This is a genomic window from Agromyces fucosus, from assembly GCF_004134865.1.
GTDB lineage: Bacteria > Actinomycetota > Actinomycetes > Actinomycetales > Microbacteriaceae > Agromyces > Agromyces fucosus.
Map to the genome: position 1 here is coordinate 479,587 of NZ_SDPO01000001.1, position 24,981 is coordinate 504,567.

General features: G+C 68.6%; 20 protein-coding genes. 5 read left to right on the forward strand and 15 right to left on the reverse strand.

Going from position 1 to position 24,981, the window contains the following annotated elements; all coding sequences use genetic code 11:
• The first annotated feature begins 11 nt into the window (after positions 1-11).
• Genes tal through pgl form a run of 5 tightly spaced genes read left to right on the forward strand, consistent with a single transcriptional unit; the run spans position 12 to position 6,001 of the window.
• The gene (gene tal, locus ESP57_RS02280; RefSeq protein ID WP_129230432.1) at positions 12-1,121 is read left to right on the forward strand and encodes a transaldolase; all 1,110 of its coding nucleotides are present in this window, start codon (positions 12-14) and stop codon (positions 1,119-1,121) included.
• Positions 1,118-2,722, forward strand: a complete 1,605-nt coding sequence (locus tag ESP57_RS02285) for a glucose-6-phosphate isomerase (RefSeq protein WP_129230433.1) — start codon at positions 1,118-1,120, stop codon at positions 2,720-2,722. The genes tal and ESP57_RS02285 overlap by 4 nt, the downstream gene beginning before the upstream one ends.
• Before the next feature lie 14 nt (positions 2,723-2,736).
• A complete protein-coding gene (zwf, locus tag ESP57_RS02290; RefSeq protein ID WP_115957812.1) occupies positions 2,737-4,278 on the forward strand; it encodes a glucose-6-phosphate dehydrogenase in 1,542 nt (513 codons plus the stop codon).
• Entirely contained in the window at positions 4,275-5,234 is a 960-nt protein-coding gene (locus ESP57_RS02295) for a glucose-6-phosphate dehydrogenase assembly protein OpcA (RefSeq protein WP_056009208.1), read from the forward strand. The genes zwf and ESP57_RS02295 overlap by 4 nt, the downstream gene beginning before the upstream one ends.
• The gene (pgl, locus tag ESP57_RS02300; protein WP_056009210.1) at positions 5,231-6,001 is read left to right on the forward strand and encodes a 6-phosphogluconolactonase; all 771 of its coding nucleotides are present in this window, start codon (positions 5,231-5,233) and stop codon (positions 5,999-6,001) included. Before ESP57_RS02295 ends, pgl begins: the two co-directional genes overlap by 4 nt.
• Positions 6,002-6,075: 74 nt before the next feature.
• Here the strand turns inward: pgl and ESP57_RS02305 are convergent, their stop codons facing one another.
• The 15 genes from ESP57_RS02305 to ESP57_RS02375 form a co-directional block, all read right to left on the reverse strand.
• The gene (locus tag ESP57_RS02305) at positions 6,076-6,441 is read right to left on the reverse strand and encodes an RNA polymerase-binding protein RbpA (RefSeq protein WP_056009211.1); all 366 of its coding nucleotides are present in this window, start codon (positions 6,439-6,441) and stop codon (positions 6,076-6,078) included.
• A gap of 11 nt (positions 6,442-6,452) precedes the next feature.
• Positions 6,453-6,704: a preprotein translocase subunit SecG gene (gene secG / locus ESP57_RS02310; RefSeq protein WP_056009215.1), complete on the reverse strand. Its 252-nt coding sequence runs from the start codon at positions 6,702-6,704 to the stop codon at positions 6,453-6,455.
• A 104-nt stretch (positions 6,705-6,808) separates the two neighbouring features.
• Entirely contained in the window at positions 6,809-7,597 is a 789-nt protein-coding gene (gene tpiA / locus ESP57_RS02315; RefSeq protein WP_129230434.1) for a triose-phosphate isomerase, read from the reverse strand.
• Complete coding sequence (locus ESP57_RS02320) at positions 7,588-8,802, reverse strand: phosphoglycerate kinase (protein WP_129230435.1); 1,215 nt, start codon at positions 8,800-8,802, stop codon at positions 7,588-7,590. Before ESP57_RS02320 ends, tpiA begins: the two co-directional genes overlap by 10 nt.
• A gap of 11 nt (positions 8,803-8,813) precedes the next feature.
• Positions 8,814-9,818, reverse strand: coding sequence for a type I glyceraldehyde-3-phosphate dehydrogenase (gene gap / locus ESP57_RS02325; RefSeq protein WP_129230436.1), 1,005 nt, complete (start codon positions 9,816-9,818; stop codon positions 8,814-8,816).
• A 96-nt stretch (positions 9,819-9,914) separates the two neighbouring features.
• Positions 9,915-10,541, reverse strand: coding sequence for a superoxide dismutase (locus ESP57_RS02330; RefSeq protein WP_056009223.1), 627 nt, complete (start codon positions 10,539-10,541; stop codon positions 9,915-9,917).
• Positions 10,542-10,852: 311 nt separating this feature from the next.
• Positions 10,853-11,833 carry a DNA-binding protein WhiA gene (gene whiA / locus ESP57_RS02335; protein WP_056009225.1) on the reverse strand — a complete coding sequence of 327 codons (981 nt, stop codon included), beginning with the start codon at positions 11,831-11,833 and terminating at the stop codon, positions 10,853-10,855.
• A gap of 37 nt (positions 11,834-11,870) precedes the next feature.
• Complete coding sequence (gene rapZ, locus ESP57_RS02340; protein WP_056009227.1) at positions 11,871-12,746, reverse strand: RNase adapter RapZ; 876 nt, start codon at positions 12,744-12,746, stop codon at positions 11,871-11,873.
• Between the two features lie 37 nt (positions 12,747-12,783).
• Positions 12,784-14,739 (reverse strand): excinuclease ABC subunit UvrC, encoded by a 1,956-nt coding sequence (gene uvrC / locus ESP57_RS02345; RefSeq protein ID WP_115957806.1) that lies wholly within the window; start codon positions 14,737-14,739, stop codon positions 12,784-12,786.
• 4 nt (positions 14,740-14,743) lie between these two features.
• Positions 14,744-17,635 (reverse strand): excinuclease ABC subunit UvrA, encoded by a 2,892-nt coding sequence (uvrA, locus tag ESP57_RS02350; RefSeq protein WP_115957804.1) that lies wholly within the window; start codon positions 17,633-17,635, stop codon positions 14,744-14,746.
• An 84-nt stretch (positions 17,636-17,719) separates the two neighbouring features.
• On the reverse strand, positions 17,720-19,786 hold the full coding sequence (gene uvrB, locus ESP57_RS02355) for an excinuclease ABC subunit UvrB (protein ID WP_056009233.1): 2,067 nt from the start codon (positions 19,784-19,786) through the stop codon (positions 17,720-17,722).
• A 69-nt stretch (positions 19,787-19,855) separates the two neighbouring features.
• Entirely contained in the window at positions 19,856-20,470 is a 615-nt protein-coding gene (coaE, locus tag ESP57_RS02360; protein ID WP_129230437.1) for a dephospho-CoA kinase, read from the reverse strand.
• Between the two features lie 170 nt (positions 20,471-20,640).
• On the reverse strand, positions 20,641-22,092 hold the full coding sequence (rpsA, locus tag ESP57_RS02365; protein ID WP_056009238.1) for a 30S ribosomal protein S1: 1,452 nt from the start codon (positions 22,090-22,092) through the stop codon (positions 20,641-20,643).
• A 145-nt stretch (positions 22,093-22,237) separates the two neighbouring features.
• Positions 22,238-23,236 (reverse strand): epimerase, encoded by a 999-nt coding sequence (locus tag ESP57_RS02370; RefSeq protein WP_129230438.1) that lies wholly within the window; start codon positions 23,234-23,236, stop codon positions 22,238-22,240.
• 37 nt (positions 23,237-23,273) lie between these two features.
• Positions 23,274-24,950 (reverse strand): DUF885 domain-containing protein, encoded by a 1,677-nt coding sequence (locus ESP57_RS02375; protein WP_129230439.1) that lies wholly within the window; start codon positions 24,948-24,950, stop codon positions 23,274-23,276.
• Positions 24,951-24,981: the final 31 nt, after the last annotated feature.

Genomic DNA, 24,981 nt, shown 5'->3' on the forward strand with positions numbered 1-24,981 from the left:
GAGATACTCCCATGACCAGCTCCCCCACTGCAGCACTGTCGGAGGCGGGCGTCAGCATCTGGCTCGACGACCTCTCACGTGAGCGCATCGCTTCCGGCGACCTCGCCCGACTCATCGCCGAACGCGACGTCGTCGGCGTGACCACCAACCCGACGATCTTCGCCGGCGCCCTCGCCAAGGGCGAGCGCTACGCCGCGCAGGTGCACGAGCTCGCCGCCGCCGGCGCCGACGTCGACACCGCGGTCTTCGAGATCACGACCGACGACGTGCGCGACGCGGCCGACGTCTTCCGTCCCGTGTACGACCGGTCGAACGGCTTCGACGGGCGCGTCTCGATCGAGGTCTCCCCCGCGCTCGCTCGCGACACCGCCGGCACGATCGCCGAGGCCAAGACGCTCTGGGCCAAGGTCGACCGCCCGAACGCCATGATCAAGATCCCCGCGACCGCCGAGGGCCTCGACGCGATCACCGAGGCCATCGGCTCGGGCATCAGCGTCAACGTCACGCTGATCTTCAGCCTCGACCGCTACCGACAGGTCATCGCCGCCTACCTCGCCGGGCTCGAGCAGGCGAAGGCCGCCGGCATCGACCTGTCGACCATTCACTCGGTCGCCTCGTTCTTCGTCTCGCGCGTCGACACCGAGATTGACAAGCGACTCGAGTCCATCGGCACCGACGAAGCGCTCGCGCTGAAGAGCAAGGCCGGCATCGCGAACGCTCGCCTCGCCTACGAGCTCTTCGAGCAGGAGTTCGGCGGCGAGCGTGCCGCGGCGCTCCTGGCATCGGGTGCGAACCGCCAGCGCCCGCTCTGGGCGTCGACCGGTGTCAAGGACCCCTCGCTGCCCGACACGTTGTACGTGACCGAGCTCGTCGCACCTGGCGTCGTGAACACGATGCCCGAGAAGACGCTCGAGGCCACCTTCGACCACGGCGTCATCGTCGGCGACACCGTCACCGGCGCGTACGCGCAGGCCGGCACGGTGCTCGACGCGCTCGCGGGCGTCGGTGTCGACTACGACGACGTGACCCTGCTGCTCGAGAAGGAGGGCGTCGACAAGTTCATCGTCTCGTGGAACGAACTGCTCGACACCGTTCGCGGCGCGCTGGAGGCCGCACGATGAGCTTCCGCATCTCGGTGAGCGGAGCCGCGGCCGAGGCGGTGCGCAGCACGGTTCCCGCGCTCGTCGCCGACCTCGTCGCGAGCGGCATCACTGCCCAGGACGCATCACTCTGGGGTCCCGAGGCCGAGGCGGAGGCCGCCAAGCGCCTCGGCTGGACCGAGGCCGTCGCGATCTCCCGACCGCTCGTCCCGCAGATCGAAGCCCTGCGCGAAGAGCTCGAGGCGGCGGGCGTCGACCACATCGTGCTCGCGGGCATGGGCGGTTCCTCGCTCGCTCCCGAGGTCATCACGCGCACGACGGGCGTCGACCTCACCGTGCTCGACTCGACCGAGCCGGGGCAGGTTCGCGCCGCTCTCGCCGACCGGCTCGAGACCTCGGCACTCGTCGTCTCGTCGAAGTCGGGCTCGACCGTCGAGACCGACAGCCAGCGCCGCGCGTACGAGCAGGCCTTCCGCGACGCCGGCATCGATCCCGCGACCCGCATCATCGTCGTGACCGACCCCGGTTCGCCGCTCGACGAGTCGGCCCGTGCCGCGGGCTACCGCGTCTTCAACGCCGACCCCGAGGTCGGCGGCCGCTACTCGGCGCTCACCGCCTTCGGCCTCGTGCCGTCCGGCCTCGCCGGCGTCGACATCTCCGAGGTGCTCGACGAGGCCGAGACCATCGAGCTCTCGCTCGCCATCGACAGCCCCGAGAATCCGGGCCTCGTCCTCGGCGCGGCGATCGCGGCGACGGTCCCCCTCCGCGACAAGCTCGGCATCATCGCCGACGGCACGCACATCGTGGGGCTCCCCGACTGGGCCGAGCAGCTGATCGCGGAGTCCACGGGCAAGAACGGCACCGGCCTCCTCCCCGTGGTGCTCGACGTCGATGCACCCGAGCTCGGCGAGGACCTCGCCGACCTGCAGATCGTGCGCATCGTCGACGACGCGGGCGACGAGATCTTCGGCCGCGACCACTCCGGGGAGATCCGCGTGTCGGGCACGCTCGGCGCGCAGCTCCTCGTCTGGGAGTACGCGACGGTCGTGGCCGGACGCCTCCTGGGCATCAACCCGTTCGACCAGCCCGATGTCGAGTCGGCGAAGATCGCTGCGCGCGGCCTCCTCGATGCACGCCCCGAGCCCACGCCCGCCGCCTTCGTCGAGCAGGGTATCGAGGTGCGCGGCACTCCCGAGGTCATCGGCGCCTCGAGCGATCTCGCCTCGGCGATCGACGTGCTGCTCGAAGAGCTGCCGGCCGACGGCTACCTCTCGATCCAGGCCTACGTCGACCGGGTCGCCCACCCCGAGCTCGAGCGGCTCCGCGGCCTGCTCGCGGCGCGTGCCGGTCGCCCGGTCACGTTCGGCTGGGGCCCGCGCTTCCTCCACTCGACCGGCCAGTTCCACAAGGGCGGTCCAGCCGTCGGCGCGTTCCTCCAGATCACGCAGAAGCCGGCCGAAGACCTCGCGATCCCCGATCGCCCGTTCACCTTCGGCCAGCTGATCGCCGCTCAGGCCTCCGGTGACGCGAGCGTTCTCGCCGAACACGGTCGACCGGTGCTCACCCTCACCCTCGCCGACCCCTCGGCCGGCGCGGCGACGCTGTTCGACGTCGTCGCCTGAGAACCGGAGGAACGATGCAACCGGCCGAGATCACCGCGAAGCACAATCCGCTCCGCTCCCCCAAGGACTACCGGCTCAACCGCATCGCGGGGCCGTCGAGTCTGATCATCTTCGGAGTCACCGGCGACCTGTCGCGCAAGAAGCTGATGCCCGCGGTCTACGACCTCGCGAACCGCGGGCTCCTGCCTCCCGGCTTCGCGCTCGTCGGCTTCGCTCGGCGCGAATGGGCCGACCAGGACTTCGAGAAGGTCGTGCACGACTCGGTGAAGCAGTACGCACGCACCGAGTTCCGTGAAGACGTCTGGAAGCAGCTGGCCAGAGGCATCCGCTTCGTGCCCGGCGACTTCGACGACGACGCGGCGTTCGACCGGCTTCGACAGGTGGTCGCCGACCTCGATCGCGAGCGCGGGACGATGGGCAACCACGCGTTCTACCTCTCGATCCCGCCGAAGTCGTTCCCGCTCGTCACCGAGCAGCTGAAGCGTTCCGGGCTCACCGAGCAGCGTGACGACCAGTGGCGCCGCGTCGTCATCGAGAAGCCGTTCGGCAGCGATTTGAAGACGGCGCGCGAGCTGAACGACGTCGTGGCCTCGGTCTTCCCGCCCGACTCGGTGTTCCGCATCGACCACTACCTCGGCAAGGAGACGGTCCAGAACATCCTGGCGCTCCGGTTCGCGAACCAGCTCTACGAGCCCATCTGGAACGCGAACCACGTCGATCACGTGCAGATCACGATGGCCGAGGACATCGGCGTGGGCGGCCGTGCCGGGTACTACGACGGCATCGGCGCAGCGCGCGACGTGATCCAGAACCACCTGTTGCAGCTCCTCGCCCTCACCGCGATGGAGGAGCCGATCTCGTTCGAGGCCGGCGACCTGCGGGCCGAGAAGGAGAAGATCCTCGCGGCCGTGCGTCTGCCCGAGGACCTCGCGACGGGCACCGCCCGCGGGCAGTACGCCGGCGGCTGGCAGGGCGGCGAGAAGGTCATCGGATTCCTCGACGAAGACGGCATGAACCCCGAGTCGACGACCGAGACCTACGCCGCCATGAAGCTGACCATCGGCACGCGCCGATGGGCGGGCGTGCCGTTCTACCTGCGCGCGGGCAAGCGCCTCGGCCGACGCGTCACCGAGATCGCGGTCGTGTTCAAGCGCGCACCCCAGCAGGTGTTCGCCGACAGCCAGACCTCGCAGCTCGGGCAGAACGCGCTCGTGATACGCGTGCAGCCCGACGAGGGCGTCACGATCCGCTTCGGCTCGAAGGTGCCGGGCGCCGGCATGCAGGTCCGCGACGTGACGATGGACTTCGGCTACGGCCACGCCTTCACCGAGGCGAGCCCCGAGGCCTACGAGCGCCTGATCCTCGACGTGCTGCTCGGCGACCCGCCCCTCTTCCCCCGCCAGGAGGAGGTCGAGCTCTCCTGGAAGATCCTCGATCCGATCGAGGAGTTCTGGGCGACGCAGGGACAGCCCGAGCAGTACCGCCCCGGCACCTGGGGGCCTGCCTCCGCCGATGAACTCCTCGAACGCGACGGACGAAGCTGGAGACGCCCATGATCGTCGATCTGCCCGACACGACGACCAGTCAGGTCTCGAAGACCCTCGTGAAGATCCGCGAAGAGGGCGGCGTCGTCGCCCTCGGCCGCGTCCTCACGCTCGTCATCGCCACCTCGCCCGGGGTCGAGGAAGAAGCGATCGAAGCGGCCAACGACGCCTCTCGCGAGCACCCGATGCGCGTCATCGTCGTCTCGACCGAGCCCGGCACCGAGACCTCGGCGGTCGCGCCGCGGCTCGACGCCGAGATCCGCGTCGGCGGCGACGCCGGTGCGAGCGAGGTCATCGTGCTCCGCGCGTGCGGCGATGCCGCGCGCGACGAGGAGAGCCTCATCATGGCGCTCCTCCTCCCCGATGCCCCGGTCGTCACGTGGTGGCCCGGCGCAGCACCCGAGGTTCCCGGACGCTCACCGCTCGGTCGCATCGCGCATCGCAGGATCACGGATGCCTCGGCGCAGCCCGACCCGCAGGCCGCGCTGCGCGCACTCGCCGGCAATTACACGCCCGGCGACGCCGACTTCGCGTGGACCCGGCTCACCCTCTGGCGTGCGCAGCTCGCCGCGGTGCTCGACCAGCCCCCGTTCGAACCCGTGACCAGGGTGCAGGTCAGCGGGGCGGTCGACTCGCCCTCGACCACGCTCCTCGCGGCATGGCTCCGACTGCAGCTCAACGCACCGACCGAGTACGAGCTCGCCGGGCCAGAGGCCGGGTACCACGGCATCCACGGCGTGCGCCTCGAGCGCGACGGCGGGGCGATCGAGCTCATCCGCGACGTCCCGGGCATCGCGACTCTCCGTCAACCGGGCCAGCCGCGGCACGACCTCGCGCTCGCGCGTCGCAATCTCCGCGACTGTCTCGCCGACGAGCTCCGCCGCCTCGACCCCGATGAGTTGTACGGTGAGGTCATCACCCGCGGGCTCGAGCTCCTCGACGCCGGCGGCGAAGGAGGAACTGCATGACCAACGAACGACGCGTGCTCGTGCACCCCGACAAGGCCTCGCTCGCGGGGTCGGTCGCGGCGCGCTTCATCACGAAGCTCCTCGACATCCTCGACACCCAGGCCGTGGCGCACGTCGTGCTCACCGGGGGTTCGATGGGCGCCACGGTGCTGCAGTCGGTGGGAGCCTCGCCCGCGCACACCTCGATCGACTGGTCGCGCGTGCACTTCTGGTGGGGCGACGAGCGATGGCTGCCCGCCGGTGACGCCGAGCGCAACGACGAGCAGGCACGTGTCGCGTTGCTCGACGCGCTCGACCTGCCGGCCGGGAACCTGCACCCGTTCCCCGCCGCCGACGGCGAGCTCGACCTCGACACGGCTGCAGAGGTCTACGCGGCCGAACTCGCGGCACATGGCGTCGACGGGCTGCCGCACCCGATCTTCGACATCACCTTCCTCGGCGTCGGGCCCGACGGGCACATCGCCTCACTCTTCCCGCACCGCTCCGGCATCCAGGTGACCGATCGCACTGTCATCGCGGTGCGCAACTCGCCGAAGCCCCCGCCCGAGCGACTCAGCCTCACCCGACCCGTCATCAACGCGTCCCAGCGTGTCTGGATGGTGCTCGCCGGCGCCGACAAGGCATCGGCACTCGGTCTGGCCCTCGCCGGCGCGAGCCGTGACGAGGTCCCCGTCGCGGGCATCAAGGGCCGGCGACGCACCGTGTTCTTCGTCGATGCCGACGCGGCATCCGAGGTGCCCGAATCGCTCATCGCGCGCGACTACTGACGCGCTCGACATCGCGACGTACGCAGAAAGGGGGCGGCCACAGGCCGCCCCCTTTCTGCGTACGTCGTCGCTGATCAGGCCTTGGGAGCCTGACCGCGGCGCGTGCGCAGCTGCGTGAGTGCGTCGTCGAGCAGGGCCGCGGCCTCTTCATCGGTGCGGCGCTCCTTCACGTACGCGAGGTGCGTCTTGTACGGCTCGAGCTTCGACACCGACGGCGGGTTCTCGCGGTCGCGGCCGGCCGGCAGGCCGGTCGACGGACTGTCGATCGTCTCGGGGATCTCCTCTTCAGGGAGCGTCGCCGAGAAGTAGCGCACGGTCTCGTTGCCGTGCGCGTCCCAGTAGCTGATGGCGACACGATCGGCGTGGAATCCGCGATCCTGTTCGCCCATGGGGCCCGCGCCGACGCGCGACCCGCGAATGGCGCTGTTTCCTGATGCCATGATGCTTCCCGTCAGATTCCGGAGTCGAACTTGGTGATGAGGCCGAGCACGACGATGCAGGTGATCCACACGAGCGCGAGGATGATCGTGATCCGGTTCAGGTTGCGCTCGGCGACACCGGATGCTCCGAGGCTGGAGGTGACACCGCCGCCGAACATGTCGGACAGACCGCCGCCACGACCCTTGTGCAGCAGGATGAGCAACGTCAGCAGCAGGCTCGTGAGACCGAGCAGCACCTGCAGGACGACCTGGAGAATCTCCACGGGGTGAACCTTTCCGGGCACGACAGATGGGTCGATGCCGACACTCGAGTATAGCCGGAAGCATGACCGTACCCGGGAGCGCTCGCGCTCCCGGGTACGGGAAATCAGGCTCCGACGTGCTTCTTGAACCGCACGATGCTCGCGAATTCGGGGATGTCGAGGCTCGCGCCGCCGACGAGAGCCCCGTCGACGTTCGGTTCCCGCAGGAACGAGGCGATGTTCGCCGCCTTCACCGAACCGCCGTACAGGACGCGAGTCGACTGCGCGACCTCTTCGCCGACGAGGTCGACCAGGAGTGCACGCAGCGCCGCCGCGACCTGTTCGGCCTGTGCAGGCGTCGCCGCCTGACCCGAGCCGATCGCCCAGACGGGCTCGTACGCGACGACGAGGCCCTTCGAGCCGTCGACGCCGTCGAGGGCGGCACGCAGCTGCGCGACCGGAACGGCGCTCGGACCGTGCGCCTCCAGGTCTTCCGCCGTCTCGCCGACGCAGACGACCGGCACGAGACCGTGCCGGTGCGCGGCCTTGACCTTCGCGTTGACCTCGGCGTCGGACTCCGCGTGCAGCGTGCGTCGCTCGGAGTGGCCGATGATCACGTAGCGGCAGTCGAGCTGCTTGAGGAACGCGCCGGAGATCTCGCCCGTGTAGGCGCCCGAGTCGTGGGCCGAGACATCCTGCGCGCCGTAGCCGATCGGCAGCGAGTCGGCCGCGACGAGCGTCTGCACCGAACGCAGGTCGGTGAACGGCGGGAAGACCGCGACCTCCGCGTCGGCGAAGTCGTGCTTCGCGTCGGCGAGAGCCCATGCGAGCTTCTGCACGAACGCGATCGACTGCAGGTGATCGAGGTTCATCTTCCAGTTGCCTGCGATGAACGGGGTGCGCTTCACTGCCATCCGAGGACCTCCAGTCCGGGAAGTTTCTTACCTTCGAGGAACTCGAGGCTCGCGCCTCCGCCGGTCGAGATGTGACCGAACTGAGCGTCTTCGAAGCCGAGTTGACGTACGGCGGCCGCCGAATCGCCGCCGCCGACGACGCTGAGGCCGTCGACCTGGGTCAGGGCTGCCGCGACCACCCGCGTGCCGGCCGCGAACGGAGCGAGCTCGAACACGCCCATCGGGCCGTTCCAGAACACCGTCTTCGAGCCGCGGATGCGGTTGGCGAATTCGGCGGCGGTGTCGGGGCCGATGTCGAGGCCCAGGCCGGATGCCCCGAACGGGGTCTGCTCGATCGCGTCGGCCGGAGCGACCACGTGCTCGGCTTCACCCGAGAACGACGCGGCCACGACCACATCCGTCGGCAGCACGATGTCGACGCCGCGCTCGGCGGCCTCGGCGAGGTAGCCCTTGACGGTGTCGATCTGGTCTGCCTCCAGGAGGCTCGAGCCGACCTTGTGGCCCTGCGCGGCGAGGAACGTGAACAGCATGCCGCCGCCGATGAGGAGCGCGTCGACGCGCGGCAGCAGGTGCGCGATGACTCCCAGCTTGTCGGAGACCTTCGAGCCGCCGAGCACGACCGTGTACGGGCGCTCGGGCTTCTCGGTGAGCCGGTCGAGCACGTCGAGCTCGGCCGCGATGAGGAGGCCCGCGGCACTCGGACGGAGCTGCTCGAGCTCGTACACGCTCGCCTGCTTGCGGTGCACGACGCCGAAGCCGTCGGAGACGACGGCGTCGGCGAACTCGGCGAGCTCGCCGGCGAACGCCGTGCGCTCAGCCTCGTTCTTCGAGGTCTCCCCCGCGTTGAAGCGCAGGTTCTCGAGCACGAGCACCTCGCCGTCGGCGAGAGCAGCGACCTTCGCCGTGGCATCCTCGCCGACCGTGTCGGTCGCGAAGGCGACCGGTGCGTCGAGGAGTTCGCCGAGGCGTCTCGCGACGGGGCCGAGGCTGTACTGGGGGTCGGGTGCGCCGTCGGGTCGACCGAGGTGGGAGACCACGATCACGCGGGCGCCCTGGGCGACGAGCGCCGCCAGGGTGGGGACCGATGCCCGCACGCGGCCGTCGTCCGTGATGACCCCGTCCCGGAGGGGGACGTTCAGGTCACAACGGACGACGACGCGCTTGCCGGCGAGCGGACCGAGGGAATCGATCGTTCGCAGGGTCACAGGGGCTCGATTCAGAGTCGGTCGGCGACGTACTCGGTGAGGTCGACGAGACGGTTGGAGTAGCCCCACTCGTTGTCGTACCAGCTCGAGAGCTTGACCTGGTCGCCGAGGACGCGGAGCAGTCCGGCGTCGAAGATCGACGAGTGCGGGTCGGAGACGATGTCGCTCGAGACGATCTCGTCTTCGGTGTACTTGAGGATGCCCTTCATGGGGCCCTCAGCTGCAGCCTTGTACGCGGCCTTGACCTCGTCGACGGTCACGGGGCGCGACGAGGTGACGGTGAGGTCGGTGATCGAGCCGGTCGGGACCGGAACGCGCAGTGCGAAGCCGTCGAGCTTGCCGACGAGCTCGGGGAGCACGAGGCCGATGGCCTTTGCCGCACCCGTCGAGGTCGGGACGATGTTGATCGCGGCGGCACGCGCACGACGCAGATCCTTGTGGGGGCCGTCCTGGAGGTTCTGGTCGGCCGTGTAGGCGTGCACCGTCGTCATGAGGCCTCGCTCGATGCCGAACGCGTCGTTGAAGACCTTCGCGAGGGGCGCCAGGCAGTTCGTCGTGCACGATGCGTTCGAGATGATGTGGTGCTTCGCGGGGTCGTACTCGTGCTCGTTGACGCCCATGACGAAGGTCGCGTCCTCATCGGTCGCGGGGGCCGAGATCAGGACCTTCTTCGCGCCGGCCTCGATGTGCTTGCGCGCGTCGGCGGCCTTGGTGAAGAAGCCCGTCGACTCGATGACGATGTCGACGCCGAGCTCGCCCCACGGGAGGTTCGCGGGGTCGCGCTCCGAGAACGCCTTGATGGCCTTGCCGTCGACGATGATGCTGTTCTCGTCGTAGTCGACCGTTGCGTCCAGACGACCGGTGATGGAGTCGTACTTCAGGAGGTGTGCGAGCGTCTTGTTGTCGGTGAGGTCGTTCACGGCGACGATCTCGAGGTCGGCGCCCTGAGCGAGGGCGGCACGGAGGTAGTTGCGGCCGATGCGGCCGAAGCCGTTGATGCCGATCTTTACAGACACAGAAGTCTCCTGATTGACGATGGCGCGAACGCGCACTTTCACGGGTGAACTGGTCGGACGGCGGTGTCCCCGGACAGGTCCGGGGACACCATCCGTTTACGACAGTAGCAGCAGCCCTGAGGTCTTCTCACCAGCGGTCGTGAAGCGCTTCTGGACGTTCTCCCAGTTCGCGATGTTCCAGAACGCCTTGACGTAATCGGCGCGCACGTTCTTGTAGTCGAGGTAGTACGCGTGCTCCCAGACATCCAGCATGAGCAGGGGCACGATCCCCGCGGGGAGGTTGCCCTGCTGATCGAAGAACTGCACGATGATCAGGCGTTCTCCGAGCGAATCCCACGCGAGCACGGCCCAGCCGGAGCCCTGCACGCCGAGCGCCGTCGCCGTGAAGTGCGCCTGGAACTTGTCGAACGAGCCGAACTGGTCGTCGATCGCCGCGGCGAGGTCGCCGGTCGGCTTGTCGCCGCCTTCGGGCGAGAGGTTGGTCCAGAAGATCGAGTGGTTGACGTGGCCGCCGAGGTTGAAGGCGAGGTCCTTCTCGAGCTTGTTGACGTTCGCGAGATTGCCCGAGTCGCGGGCCTCTGCGAGCTGTGCGAGCGCGGTGTTGGCACCCGTCACGTACGCCTGGTGGTGCTTCGAGTGGTGCAGCTCCATGATCGTGCCGCTGATCGCCGGCTCGAGCGCCGAGTAGTCGTAGGGCAGATCGGGGAGGGTGTAGTCGGCCATTGCTTCTCCTTGTCAGATGCGCCGGGTCCTCCGGGCGTATCCCCGGGATTCCGCGGCTGCCCTTCGAGTCTATGCCCGTCGCCGCTTCGGCACCCGTGGTGCCATGCAGGCTTGACACACTGTGACGGATGCCGCGGTGACCTGCCCGACCGGTCGTGCATGCTCCGAGCGGCACGGCCGCCGGAGCATCCGCTCAGACCTCGTCGAGATCGAAAGGCGCGCTCCGAGCGTCAGTGCCGCCGGAGCATCCGCTCAGACCTCGTCGAGATCGAAGTGCGCGCTCCGAGCGTCAGTGCCGCCGGAGCATCCGCTCAGACCTCGTCGAGATCGGCGGGAAGGCTCGCCTCGGTGCCCGGCACGCCGAGGTCGGCGGCCTTCTTGTCGGCCATCGCGAGGAGTCGACGGATGCGTCCGGCGACCGCGTCCTTCGTCATGGGCGGGTCGGCGTAGTGGCCGAGCTCGTCGAGGCTCGCCTCGCGATGGGCCAGACGCAGCTCGCCCGCGTACTTCAGGTGATCGGGGATGCCCTCACCGAGGAGTTCCATCGCGCGCTCCACGCGGGCGCACGCCGCGACCGCGGCCTGTGCGGATCGCCGGAGGTTCGCGTCGTCGAAGTTCACGAGGCGATTCGCCGTCGCACGCACCTCGCGGCGCTGACGCAGCTCCTCCCAGTTGCGCACCGTGTCGGTGGCACCCATCACGGCGAGCATCGCGCTGATGGCCTCGCCGTCGCGGATGACGACGCGATGAACCCCGCGCACCTCTCGCGCCTTCGCCGAGACGCCGAGACGGCCCGCCGCGCCGACGAGGGCCATCGCGGTCTCGTTGCCCGGGCAGGTGACCTCGAGCGCGGCCGAACGACCGGGGTCGGTCAGGCTGCCCTTCGCCAGGAATGCGCCGCGCCAGATCGCCGCGACCTCGTCGCGCGATCCAGTGGTGAGCTTGTTCGGCAGGCCGCGCACCGGGCGGCGACGCGCATCGAGGAGGCCCGTCTGACGGGCGAGCGTCTCGCCGCCCTCGAGCACGCGCACGAGGTACTGGTTCGAGCGTCGCATGCCCGTCGGCGAGATCACGGAGACGTCGGGGCGCACGCCGTAGATCTCCCCCAGGTCTCGCGTCACGCGGCGCACGAGCGTCGGGGAGTCGAGTTCGGCTTCGATCGCGATGCGGTTGGAGATGATGTGCAGGCCCCCGGCGAACCGGAGGATCGACGCCAGCTCGGCGACCCTGACCCCGGTCTTCGACACCTCGACGCGCGCCAGTTCTTCTTTCACGTCAGCGGTCAGTGCCACTTGTCGTCCCATCTCTCATGTGTTGCAGGGCCGGCGATCACTCGCGGCCGAGGTCCCGGTCTTTCACGCTCACTGCGACGCCGGGCAGCGCGGCGATGCGCTTCGCGAGCTCGCGTACGAGGGCGACCGAGCGGTGCTTGCCGCCGGTGCATCCGATCGCGATCGTCGCGTGCCGCTTGTTCTCGCGCTGGTAGCCGGCGAGCACGGGTTCGAGCGCCTTCACGTAGGCGTCGACGAATTCCATCGCCCCGGGCTGGCTCAGCACGTACTCCGAGACGACGGCGTCGTCGCCCGTGAGGTGGCGGAGCTCGGGGATCCAGAACGGATTCGGGAGGAATCTCGCGTCGGCCACGAGATCGGCGTCGGAGGGCACGCCGTACTTGAACCCGAAGCTCTGCATGGTGACGCGGAGACCCGCGTGGCCGGCCTCGGCGAAGGTCTCGGTGATGAGGGTCGCGAGCTGGTGGATGTTCAGGTCGGACGTGTCGACGACGATGTCGCTCGCCTCGCGCAGCTCGGCCAGGCGGGCGCGTTCTGCACCGATGCCGTCGAGCAGCGTGCCGTTGCCCTGCAGCGGGTGCGGACGGCGGACCGACTCGAACCGGCGCACGAGCACGGCGTCGGTGGCGTCGAGGAAGACGACGCGCACGCTCACACCAGTGCGGAGGGCCTGGATGATCTCGCGGAGCTCGGAGAAGAAGTCGCGGCCGCGGATGTCGACGATCGCCGCGATCCGCGGAAGCGAGGTGCCGGCGCGCTCGACGAGCTCGACGAGCGGACGCAGCATCTGCGGCGGAAGGTTGTCGACGACGTACCAGCCGAGGTCTTCGAGCGCGTTGCCGACCGTCGAGCGCCCTGCACCGGACATGCCGGTGACGATCAGCATCTCCTGCTGCTCGGAATCTGCGGTCATCGTGTCGAGGCCCCCTTCCGCGTGTCGACACCCAAGCCTATCTGGGTGCGGGGGCCCCATCGGCGTGCAGGGAGCGGTGCACGGTGGAGGCGAGGGCCGGACCGATGCCCTTCACCTCGGCGATATCGGTCTCGGATGCCGCGCGCAGCTGTTTGACGGAGCCGAAGTGCCGAAGCAGCTCCTTCACACGCGACGGCCCGAGACCGGGGATCTCGGAGAGCACACTGCCCATGTCGCGCTTGCGGCGCTGCCGCTGGTGGGTGATCGCGAAGCGGTGCGCCTCGTCGCGCACCCGCTGGAAGAGGAAGAGCGCATCGCTGTTGCGCGGCAGGATCACCGGATAGTCGCCGTCGGGCGTCCAGATCTCCTCGAGACGCTTCGCGATGCCGCAGAGGTAGATGCCCTCGACGCCGGACTCCTCGAGTGCTTGCGCCGCCGCCGCCACCTGCGGCTGTCCGCCGTCGACGATGAGCAGGTTCGGCCGGTAGGCGAACTTCTTGCGGCGCTCGGATGCCGCGGCATCCGTCTCGCCCTCGGGGACGTCGGCGCCGTCGGTGACGCTCGGTTCGATGGGCGAGCCGATCGAGTCGGGTGTCTTCAGGTAGGCGAGCCGACGCGTGAGCACCTGGTGGAGCGAATCGGTGTCGTCGGTCGAGTTCGGGATCGTGAACCGGCGGTACTCGTCTTTGCGGGGCAGCCCGTCTTCGAACACGACCATCGAGGCGACGATGTTCGTGCCACTCAGGTGCGAGACGTCGTAGCACTCGATGCGGAGCGGGGCGTCGGCCATGCCGAGCGCCTCCTGGATGTCTTCGAGGGCGCGCGAGCGCGTCGTGAAGTCGGCGCTGCGTCGTGTCTTGTAGAGCATCAGGGTCTGCTTGGCGTTCTGCGTCGCTGTTGCGAGCAGCGCCGCCTTGTCGCCGCGCTGCGCAGCCCGAAGCCGCACCTTGCGGCCTGCGATCGTGCCGAGCCAGGTCTCGAGCGCCTCGGCGTCGTCGGGCAGCTCGGGGATCACGACCTCGGCCGCCGGGACTCCCCCGTCGCCGTAGGCGTTCTGCACGACGGAGTCGACGAGTTCGCCGAGCGGAACGTCGAGCTCCTTGTCGACGGTCCACGAGCGCACGCCTCGGATGCGGCCACCGCGCACGATGAAGAGCTGCACCGCGGCCGCGAGTTCGTCGTGGTCGATGCCGAACACGTCGATGTCGACCTTCTCGCCGAGCACCACGGCGCTCTTCTCGAAGAACGACGTCGCCGCCTGGAGCCGGTCGCGCAGCCGTGCGGCGGACTCGTAGTCCTGCACGGCGGCGGCCGAGCGCATGCGCTGGGTGAGCTCGCCGAGGATGCGACGGTCTTGGTTCTGCATGAACGAGACGAAGCGGTCGACGCTCTCGCGATGCTCCTCGATCGTCACGAGTCCGGAGCACGGGCCGAAGCAACGGCCGATCTGCCCGGCGAAGCACGGCTTGCCACTCGCCATCGCCCGCCGGTAGTCGGAGTCCTTGCAGGTGCGGATCGGGAAGAGCTTGAGCAGGATCTCGAGCGTCTCGTTGACCGCCCACACCTTGGGGTAGGGCCCGAAGTACTTCGCGCCGCGGATGTTGCGGTTGCGCGTCACGACGGCTCGGGGCGCCTCGTCGGCGAGTGTGACCGCGAGGTACGGGTACGACTTGTCGTCCTTGAACTGCACGTTGAACGGCGGATCGAACTCGTTGATCCAGGTGAACTCGAGCTGGAGCGCCTCGACCTCGTTCGCGACGACAGTCCACTCCACCGAGGCCGCCGTCGTGACCATGCGCCGTGTGCGCTCGTGCAGTGTGCGCAGCGGCGCGAAGTAGTTCGAGAGCCTGGCCCGGAGGTTCTTCGCCTTGCCGACGTAGAGCACGCGTCGATCGGCATCGCGGAACCGGTACACCCCGGGTTGAGTGGGGATCTCGCCCTTCTTCGGGCGGTACGGGACGGTGTCGTCCCGTCGCGACACGGAGGTGTTCATCGCCTCAGCTGGCGACCGCGGCTCGCACCGACGCCGCGTCGAGGATCTCGCGCAGGAAGTACCCGGTGTGGCTGTCGGGTACTGCGGCGACCTGTTCGGGCGTGCCGGTCGCGACGATCTGACCGCCGCCCGAACCGCCCTCGGGGCCGAGGTCGATGATCCAGTCGGCCGACTTGATCACGTCGAGGCTGTGCTCGATGACGATGACGGTGTTGCCCTTGTCGACGAGCTTGCCGAGCACCTTGAGGAGCTTCTGCACGTCTTCGAAGTGGAGTCCGGTGGTCGGTTCGTCGAGCACGTAGACGCTGCGGCCGTTCGACCGGCGCTGCAGCTCGGTCGCGAGCTTCACACGCTGCGCCTCGCCGCCCGAGAGCGTCGTGGCGCTCTGGCCCAGCTGCACGTAGCCGAGGCCGACGTCGACGAGGGTCTTCAGGTAGCGGTGGATCGCCGAGATCGGCTCGAAGAACTCGGCCGCCTCGCTGATCGGCATCTCGAGCACCTCGGCGATGTTCTTGCCCTTGTAGTGCACCTGCAGCGTCTCGCGGTTGTAGCGCTGGCCGCCGCACACCTCGCACGCGACGTAGACGTCGGGCAGGAAGTTCATCTCGATCTTGATCGTGCCGTCACCCGAGCACGCCTCGCAGCGGCCGCCCTTGACGTTGAAGCTGAACCGGCCCGGCAGGTAGCCGCGCGCCTTCGCCTCGGTCGTCTCGGAGAACAGGGTGCGGATGCGGTCGAAGACGCCCGTATACGTCGCGGGGTTCGACCGCGGCGTGCGCCCGATCGGCGCCTGGTCCACGTGCACGACCTTGTCGAGCTGGTCGAGGCCGGTGACCCGGCGGTGCTTGCCGGGAACCTTGCGGGCCCCGTTCAGACGGTTGGCGAGCACCCGATAGAGGATGTCGTTGACGAGCGACGACTTGCCCGAGCCGCTCACACCGGTGACCGCGGTCAGCACGCCGAGCGGGAACTCGACGTCGACGCCGCGCAGGTTGTTGGCCTCGGCCCCCTGCACGGTGATGATGCGCTCGGAGTCGATCGTGCGACGCTGCTCGGGAATCGGGATCTCGCGGCGCCCCGAGAGGTAGTCGCCGGTGAGCGAGCGCGTGTTCTTCACGAGGTCGGCGTAGCTGCCCGAGTGCACGACGGTGCCGCCGTTGACTCCGGCGCCGGGTCCGATGTCGACGATCCAGTCGGCGGTGCGGATCGTGTCTTCGTCGTGCTCGACGACGATCAGCGTGTTGCCGAGGTCGCGGAGCGCGATCAGCGTGTCGATGAGGCGACGGTTGTCGCGCTGGTGCAACCCGATGCTCGGCTCGTCGAGCACGTAGAGCACGCCGGTGAGCCCGGAACCGATCTGCGTCGCGAGACGGATGCGCTGCGCCTCACCACCGGAGAGGGTCGCCGCGGCCCGCGAGAGGTCGAGGTAACTGAGCCCGACGCGGATGAGGAAGTCGAGTCGCAGCTTGATCTCGCGCAGCACCTGTGCGGCGATCGCCTGCTCGCGGTCGGTGAGTGCGAGACGGTCCATGAAGGAACGCGCGTCGGTGAGGCTGAGCAGCCCGACGTCGGCGATGCTGTGGTCGTGGATGAGCACCGAGAGGACTTCGGGCTTCAGCCGCTTGCCGTCGCAGACCGGGCACGGCACCTCGCGGAGGTACTCGGACCACCGGGCGCGCTGCACGTCGGTCTCGGCCTGCAGGTACTGGCGCTCGATGTAGGGCACGACGCCCTCGAAGCCCGAGGTGTAGCTCATCTCACGGCCGTAGCGGTTGCGCCATTTGACCTTGACCTCGAAGTTGTCTCCGCGGAGCACCGCCTGGCGGGCGACCTCGTCGAGCTCCTCCCACGGGGTGTCGAGCGAGAAGTCGAGGTCTCGTGCCAGGCCGCCGAGGAGCTTCTCGTAGTAGTTGTAGAGGCTCTTGCCCTGCGAGGTCCACGGGATGATGACGCCGTCGGCGATGCTGAGGCTCTGGTCGCCGAGCAGCAGCGCGTCGTCGACCGACATGCGCGTGCCGAGGCCCGAGCACTCGGGGCAGGCGCCGAACGGGGCGTTGAACGAGAAGGTGCGCGGCTCGATCTCGGTGAGCTGGATGGGGTGCTGGTTCGGGCACGAGAGCTTCTCGGAGAACGTGACCCACGCGGCAGGGCCGGTCTCGTCGACGTAGTTCACTTGCACGAGCCCGTCGGTCAGGCGCAATGCGGTCTCGAGCGAGTCGGTGAGCCGGCCGAGCAACTCGGGGGCGGCGACGAGGCGGTCGATGACCACCGAGATGTCGTGCTTGATCTGCTTCTTGAGCTTCGGCGGGTCGTCGAGGCGGATGACGTCGCCGTCGACGACGGCGCGGGAGTAGCCCTGCGCCGCGAGGTCGCGGAAGAGGTCGACGAACTCGCCCTTCTTCTTCGACACGACGGGGCTGACGACCTGGTAGCGCGTGCCCTCGGGCAGCTCCATGAGCTGGTCGGCGATCTGCTGCACCGTCTGGCGCTGGATGCGCTCACCGCACACCGGACAGTGCGGCACGCCGATGCGCGCCCAGAGCAGTCGCATGTAGTCGTAGATCTCGGTGATCGTGCCGACGGTCGAGCGCGGGTTGCGGTTGGTCGACTTCTGGTCGATCGACACCGCGGGGCTGAGCCCCTCGATGAAGTCCACGTCGGGCCGGTCGACCTGCCCGAGGAACTGCCGCGCATAGGCCGAGAGCGACTCGACGTACCGACGCTGTCCCTCGGCGAAGATCGTGTCGAACGCGAGGGACGACTTGCCGGAGCCCGAGAGCCCCGTGAAGACCACCATCGCGTCGCGAGGGATCTCGACGTCGACGTTCTGCAGGTTGTGCACGCGAGCACCGCGGACACTCAGGTGCGAATGGGCATCGAGACGTGAAACTGGCACCCTACGAGTCTAAGGAGACCCACCGACACGGATGCCTCGAGCACGCGTGCTCTGAGCGAACATACGTTCGAATCGGGCGGGCGGTCAGCCGAGGTGGCCGGCCTTCTCCATCTGGCGGAGCTCGCGCTTGAGGTCGGAGACCTCGTCGCGCAGGCGCGCCGCGAGCTCGAACTTCAGCTCCCCGGCCGCGACCAGCATCTGGTCGTTGAGGTCGCGGATGATGTCTTCGAGGTCGTTCGCGCCTGCGGCCGCGATGCCTTCTCGACGGAGATTCGGCACCGAGGTCTTCTTCTTCGCATCGCGACCCGCGAGGAGGGCAGCAGTGTCGGCCTCTTCTCGGGCGAGCACGTCGGTGATGTCGGCGATGCGCTTGCGCAGCGGCTGCGGATCGATGCCGTTGACCCGGTTGTACTCGAGCTGCATGTCGCGGCGACGTGTCGTCTCGTCGATCGCCGACTTCATCGAGTCGGTGAGCACGTCGGCGTACATGTGCACCTCGCCCGAGACGTTTCGAGCGGCTCGACCGATGGTCTGGATGAGCGAGGTCGACGAGCGGAGGAACCCCTCTTTGTCGGCGTCGAGGATCGCGACGAGCGAGACCTCGGGCAGGTCGAGGCCCTCACGGAGGAGGTTGATGCCGACGAGCACGTCGTAGACGCCGGCGCGCAGCTCGGTGAGGAGCTCGACGCGGCGGAGCGTGTCGACGTCGGAGTGGAGGTATCGCACCCGCACGCCCGCCTCAGTGAGGAAGTCGGTCAGCTCTTCGGCCATCTTCTTCGTGAGCGTCGTGACGAGCACGCGCTCGTCGCGGCCGGCGCGGGTGCGGATCTCTTCGAGCAGGTCGTCGATCTGGCCCTTGGAGGGCTTCACGACGATCTGCGGGTCGACGAGGCCGGTGGGGCGGATGATCTGCTGCACGACGCCGTCGGCGATGCCCATCTCGTAACGTCCGGGGGTCGCCGAGAGGTAGACGGTCTGGCCGACGCGCGCCTTGAACTCATCCCACTTGAGCGGCCGGTTGTCGAGCGCGCTCGGCAGGCGGAAGCCGTGCTCGACGAGGGTGCGCTTGCGCGAGGAGTCACCCTCGTACATCGCACCGATCTGCGGCACCGTGACGTGCGACTCGTCGATCACGACGAGGAAGTCGTCGGCGAAGTAGTCGAGGAGGCAGTGCGGAGCCTCACCCGCCTGTCGTCCGTCGATGTGGCGCGAGTAGTTCTCGATGCCCGAGCAGAACCCGATCTGCTCCATCATCTCGAGGTCGAAGGTGGTGCGCATGCGCAGCCGCTGCGCCTCGAGCAGCTTGCCCTCGCGTTCGAGCTCGGCGAGCCGCTCCTCGAGTTCGATGCGGATCGTGCCGATGGCGCGCTGCATCACCTCGGTGCTCGCGACGTAGTGCGAGCCGGGGAAGACGGGTACAGAGTCGAGCTTCGCCACGACCTGGCCGGTCAGCGGATGCAGGCTGTAGAGCGCCTCGATCTCGTCGCCGAACATCTCGATGCGGATCGCGAGCTCTTCGTAGATCGGGATGATCTCGATCGTGTCGCCGCGCACGCGGAAGTTGCCGCGGGAGAAGTCGACGTCGTTGCGCTGGTACTGCATCGAGACGAACTTGCGGATGAGCCAGTCGCGATCGACCTTCTGGCCGACCTGCAACGGCATCATCGCGCCGAGGTACTCTTCGGGCGTGCCGAGGCCGTAGATGCACGAGACCGACGACACGACCACGACGTCGCGACGGCTGAGCAGCGAGTTCGTCGTCGAGTGGCGAAGTCGCTCGACCTCGGCGTTGATCGAGCTGTCTTTCTCGATGAAGGTGTCGGTCTGCGGGACATACGCTTCGGGCTGGTAGTAGTCGTAGTACGACACGAAGTACTCGACGGCGTTGTTCGGCAGCAGCTCGCGGAACTCGTTGGCGAGCTGCGCCGCGAGGGTCTTGTTGTGCGCGAGCACGAGGGTCGGCCGCTGTACCTGCTCGATGAGCCAGGCGGTCGTGGCGGACTTGCCGGTGCCGGTCGCGCCGAGCAGCACGACGTCGGTCTCACCGGCGTTGATGCGTGCCGCGAGCTCGGCGATCGCCGCCGGCTGATCGCCGCTCGGCGTGTAGTCGCTGATGACCTCGAACGGCCGGACTGAACGGGTGGCCTGCATGCTCTCCAGTCTAGGAGCGCCCGCCGACACTCCCCCTGTGTGCCGGCTGTCAGCTCATGACAGGGCCGGTCAGGCTCGTGCGCGACGCTCTTCGACGATGCGGTGCCAGAGCTCGTCGGTCTGGCTCATCGTATGAGCCAGCGAGCCATCCGTGTCGATCACGACGTCGGCGATCGCGAGGCGGGCCGTGTTGTCGACCTGGGCATCGACGCGGGCCTCCGCCTGACCCCGGTCGAGACCGCGGTTCTCGACGAGCCGCTCGACCTGGGCGCGCCGGGGCGCGTTGGTCACGACGATCAGGTCGAACGGATGATCGACGGATGCCTCGACGAGCAGCGGCACGTCGTAGACCACGACGGCGTCGGGGTCCTCCTGTTCGGCCTTCGCGATCAGTCGGCCCGACAGCTCGCGAACCGCGGGGTGCACGATCGCATTGAGCTTCGCGAGCTGTTCGGCATCGCCGAAGACGCGCTCGCCGAGCTTCGCGCGGTCGAGCGAGCCGTCGCGGCGCAGCACGTCGGTGCCGAACTCCTCGACGATCGCCGCCAGCGCCGGCGTGCCCGGCTCCACAACACGACGCGCGAGCTGGTCGGCGTCGATGTGCACGGCGCCGTGTTCGTAGAGTCGACGCGCGACCGTGGACTTGCCAGAGGCGATGCCGCCCGTGAGACCGATCAGATACACGCCTCCACTCTAACGGCGCGACGCCGGACGCGACGGCCAGCGGCGACGATGATGCCCTCGGCGTCTCGGTCGGCGGTTCGGCCACGTGCCGATCGCGGGTGAGACGCCGGAAGGCCGGCCCCCGAGGGGACCGGCCTTCCGTGTCGAACCGCGACGAATCGCGGGAGCGACTAGTTGTTGCTCGAGAGCTTCTCGCGCAGCGCCGCGAGCGACGCGTCGTCGGCGAGGGTGCCCGCGCCGGCGGTGTCGCTCGAGTACGAAGCACCAGCCGAGGCGAACGAGTCGTCGGCCACAGCAGCAGCGTTCGCCGCGGCGACCTGCTTCTTGTGAGCCTCCCAGCGAGCCTGGGCAGCAGCGTAGTCCTGCTCCCACTTCTCGCGCTGGGCCTCGAAGCCCTCGCGCCACTCGTTGGTCTCGGGGTCGAAGCCCTCGGGGTACTTGTAGTTGCCCTGCTCGTCGTACTCGGTGAGCATGCCGTAGAGCGCCGGGTCGAACTCGGTGCCCTCGGGGTCGACGCCCTCGTTCGCCTGCTTCAGCGAGAGCGAGATGCGGCGACGCTCGAGGTCGATGTCGATGACCTTGACGAAGACCTCTTCGCCGACCGACACGACCTGCTCTGCGAGCTCGACGTGCTTGCCCGACAGCTCGGAGATGTGGACGAGGCCCTCGATCCCGTCTGCGACGCGAACGAACGCACCGAACGGAACGAGCTTCGTGACCTTACCCGGGGCGACCTGACCGATCGCGTGGGTACGGGCGAAGACCTGCCACGGGTCCTCCTGCGTCGCCTTGAGCGACAGCGAGACGCGCTCGCGGTCGAGCTCGACGGAGAGCACCTCGACGGTGACTTCCTGACCGACCTCGACGACCTCGGAGGCGTGCTCGATGTGCTTCCACGAGAGCTCGGAGACGTGGACGAGACCGTCGACGCCACCCAGGTCGACGAACGCACCGAAGTTGACGATCGACGAGATGACACCCTTGCGGATCTGTCCCGGGTGGAGGTTCGCGAGGAACGTCGAACGCGACTCGGACTGCGTCTGCTCGAGGAGCGCGCGGCGCGAGAGCACGACGTTGTTGCGGTTCTTGTCGAGCTCGAGGATCTTCGCCTCGATCTCCTGACCGAGGTACGGCGTGAGGTCGCGCACACGGCGGAGCTCGATGAGCGACGCCGGGAGGAAGCCGCGCAGGCCGATGTCGACGATCAGGCCGCCCTTGACGACCTCGATGACCGAACCGGTCACGACGCCATCGGCTTCCTTGATCTTCTCCACGTCGCCCCACGCACGCTCGTACTGAGCGCGCTTCTTGGACAGGATGAGGCGGCCTTCTTTGTCTTCCTTCTGGAGGACGAGGGCCTCGACGGTGTCGCCGACGCCGACGACCTCGCTGGGGTCGACATCGTGCTTGATCGAAAGCTCACGCGAGGGGATGACACCCTCGGTCTTGTAGCCGACGTCGAGGAGAACCTCGTCGCGGTCGATCTTCACGACGGTGCCCTCGATGAGGTCGCCGTCGTTGAAGAACTTCAAAGTCTTCTCGACCGCGGCGAGGAAATCGTCAGCAGATCCGATGTCGTTGATCGCGACCTGCTTGGGTGCCTTGGTCGTTGCGGTTGTCATGTAGTGAATGCTCCGTAAAGGACAAAATCGAGCCCATCGCGAGGGAGAGCGATATGTTGATTCCGCGATGGGCATGCGGACAGGGATGTCACACGAGTGACGCTCAATCCTAACGGAATCGCTCCCGTGTTGGCAAACGGCCGCGTCACTCCCCCGGCGCCGACGCCGGTACGGCCTCGGAACGCACCGATTCGGGCCTCAGGATGCTGCGGAGCGCCGGTTCGAGATCGGGATGCACGAACTCGTAGCCCGCGTCGAGCAGTCGCTCGGGGACGACCCACCGGCTCTTCAGCACCAGTTCGGTCTCGGTGCGGATCACCGCGGATCCGGGCTCGAGCATCCAACGCCATGCCGGCATGCCGAACGGCACCCCGAGCAACCGTCTGATGGTGCGCATGAGCGTGCGATTGTCGGTGGGGTGCGGAGCGCTCACGTTGACGACGCCGTCGAGCTCGGATCGCGCAGCGAGGAAGTCGATGATGCCGGCTACGTCGTCGAGGTGCACCCAGCTGAAGCGCTGCCGGCCGCCGCGGGCCCCGAACTCGTGCTGGGTGCCGGCGTGCCTGCGAGCGCGCGTCGACGGCCACCGACCGTCGAGCTGCGGCCCACCGAGGCCGAGTCGTGCGAGCCGGACGAGCGGCCGCATGACGCCGCCGTCGCCCAGCACGATCGCGATTCGGAGGGCGACCCGTCGCGTCGCCGGCAGTTCACCCGCGAAGAACTCCGACTCCCAGGCCTTGGCGACCTCGACCGAGAACCCGCGACCGAGTTCGCCGTCGCGTTCGGTCATGGGTCGGTCTTCGGCATGCCGGTAGATCGTCGCCGTCGACGAGTTGACCCAGACGCGCGGTGGCGCCGCTGCGGATGCCACTGCCGCCCGCAGCGCCGCGGTGGTCTCGACCCGCGACCTGATGATCTCGGCGCGGTTGCCCGGCGTGTACCTGCAGTTCACGCTCTTGCCTGCGAGGTTGACGAGCAGGTCGCAGCCGTCGACCGCACGCGCGATCGCCGCAGGGTCGCCCCACCCGGCATCCGCCGAAGCACCGCGCCCGATCGTGCGCACCTCGATGCCCGCCGCCCGATACCTCGCGACGAGGTGCGCGCCGATGAAGCCGGATGCCCCGGCGATGACGACGCGCGTCATGCTCGCCTTGCCCGGTGCGGTGTCGACACGGTCGCGATCAGCCGAGAAGCGCCGAGCGCAGGGTGTCGAGCCCGACGCCGCCGAGCGAGAGCGCGTTGCGGTGGAACTCGCGGATGTCGAACGACGCGCCCTCTCGGCGCGCGACCTCATCGCGCAGCTGCTCCCAGATGCGCTGGCCGACCTTGTACGATGGCGCCTGGCCGGGCCAGCCGAGGTACCGGTTGACCTCGAAGCGCACGAAGCCCGCGTTCATGTTGACGTTCTGCCCGAGGAACTCGAAGGCATACTCGCCCGTCCACACGCCCTGGCCGTCTGGCCGCTGCTTGCCGAGGTGCACGCCGATGTCGAGCACGACGCGCGCGGCGCGCATGCGCTGGCCGTCGAGCATGCCGAGTCGGTCGGCGGGGTCGTCGAGGTAGCCGAGGCCTTGCATGAGCCGCTCCGCGTACAGCGCCCAGCCCTCGGCGTGGCCCGACGTGCCGGCGAGCTGGCGCCGCCAGGTGTTCAGCTGGCCGCGGTTCACGACGGCCTGGCCGATCTGCAGGTGATGACCGGGAACGCCCTCGTGGTAGACGGTCGTGAGTTCGCGCCAGGTGTCGAACTCGGTGACGCCCTCGGGCACCGACCACCACATGCGGCCCGGGCGCGAGAAGTCGTCGCTCGGCCCGGTGTAGTAGATGCCGCCCTCTTGCGTCGGCGCGATCATGCACTCAAGCGTGCGGATCTCGGCGGGGATGTCGAACTGCGTTCCCGCAAGCTCGGCGACGGCGCGGTCGCTCGTCTCCTGCATCCAGTGCTGCAGCGCATCCGTGCCGTGCAGCTTCCGGGACGGGTCGCCGTCGAGGAAGGCGATCGCCTCATGGACGGATGCCCCTGGCAGGATCTCGTTCGCGATGGACTCCTGCTCGGCCACCATGCGGGCGAGTTCCTCGATGCCCCACTCGTAGGTCTCGTCGAGGTCGATCACCGCGCCGAGGAAGTGGCGCGACTGCAGGGCGTAGATCTCACGCCCGACGCCGTCGCGCTCTCCCGCCACGGGGTGCAGCTCGGCCTCGAGGAATTCGGCGAGCCGGCCGTACGAGGCTGCGGCAGCCTCGGCACCGGTGCCGAGGCGGCTCATGATGGAGACGGGGAGGTCGGCGCCACCGGTGGCCTTGGCCGAACCGGCGAAGGTGCCGAAGAAGCCGTCGGGCTTCGCGATCCGCCGGGCCTGCGCTGCAACCTCGCGCACCTGGCGAACCGCGGGCACCGTGCCACGGGCGATGCCCTCGCGCAGGGTCTCGATGTACCCGTCGATCGCGCCCGGAACCGCCGCCAGACGAGTCGCCACGCGGTCCCATTCCTCGGGGGCGTCGGTCGGCATGAGGTCGAAGACCTCGCGGATGTCTTGAGCGGGGCTCGCGATCACGTTGAGGTCGCGCAGGTGGAGCCCGGCATCGTGGCGCTCGAGTTCGAGCTCGAGTTCGCTGCCGAGGTCGGCGACGGTGATGCGATCGACGTCGTCGACCGGCGTCGCGCCACGGAGCGCGGCGAGCGCCTCCCGGGTGGCGGCGATCGAGCGCTCGTGGCCCTCGGGAGAGTAGTCGGCGAGCTGTTCGTCGAACGTCGTGCGGCCGATGTAGGTGCCGACGCCGGGGTTCAATTCGACGAGCGTGTCGACCCACCACTCTGCGATGCGATCGACGTCGGTCGGGGTGCGTTCACTCGATGCCATGGAGCGAGCCTATGGCAGCCGACCGACGTCA

Coding starts and splice junctions, on each gene's coding strand:
- tal (WP_129230432.1), top strand. CDS start 12: ATGACCAGCTCCCCCACTGCAGCACTGTCGGAGGCGGGCGTCAGCATC.
- ESP57_RS02285 (WP_129230433.1), top strand. CDS start 1,118: ATGAGCTTCCGCATCTCGGTGAGCGGAGCCGCGGCCGAGGCGGTGCGC.
- zwf (WP_115957812.1), top strand. CDS start 2,737: ATGCAACCGGCCGAGATCACCGCGAAGCACAATCCGCTCCGCTCCCCC.
- ESP57_RS02295 (WP_056009208.1), top strand. CDS start 4,275: ATGATCGTCGATCTGCCCGACACGACGACCAGTCAGGTCTCGAAGACC.
- pgl (WP_056009210.1), top strand. CDS start 5,231: ATGACCAACGAACGACGCGTGCTCGTGCACCCCGACAAGGCCTCGCTC.
- ESP57_RS02305 (WP_056009211.1), bottom strand. CDS start 6,441: ATGGCATCAGGAAACAGCGCCATTCGCGGGTCGCGCGTCGGCGCGGGC.
- tpiA (WP_129230434.1), bottom strand. CDS start 7,597: ATGGCAGTGAAGCGCACCCCGTTCATCGCAGGCAACTGGAAGATGAAC.
- ESP57_RS02330 (WP_056009223.1), bottom strand. CDS start 10,541: ATGGCCGACTACACCCTCCCCGATCTGCCCTACGACTACTCGGCGCTC.
- rapZ (WP_056009227.1), bottom strand. CDS start 12,746: ATGACCGCAGATTCCGAGCAGCAGGAGATGCTGATCGTCACCGGCATG.
- uvrC (WP_115957806.1), bottom strand. CDS start 14,739: ATGAACACCTCCGTGTCGCGACGGGACGACACCGTCCCGTACCGCCCG.
- uvrB (WP_056009233.1), bottom strand. CDS start 19,786: ATGCAGGCCACCCGTTCAGTCCGGCCGTTCGAGGTCATCAGCGACTAC.
- rpsA (WP_056009238.1), bottom strand. CDS start 22,092: ATGACAACCGCAACGACCAAGGCACCCAAGCAGGTCGCGATCAACGAC.
- ESP57_RS02370 (WP_129230438.1), bottom strand. CDS start 23,236: ATGACGCGCGTCGTCATCGCCGGGGCATCCGGCTTCATCGGCGCGCAC.
- ESP57_RS02375 (WP_129230439.1), bottom strand. CDS start 24,950: ATGGCATCGAGTGAACGCACCCCGACCGACGTCGATCGCATCGCAGAG.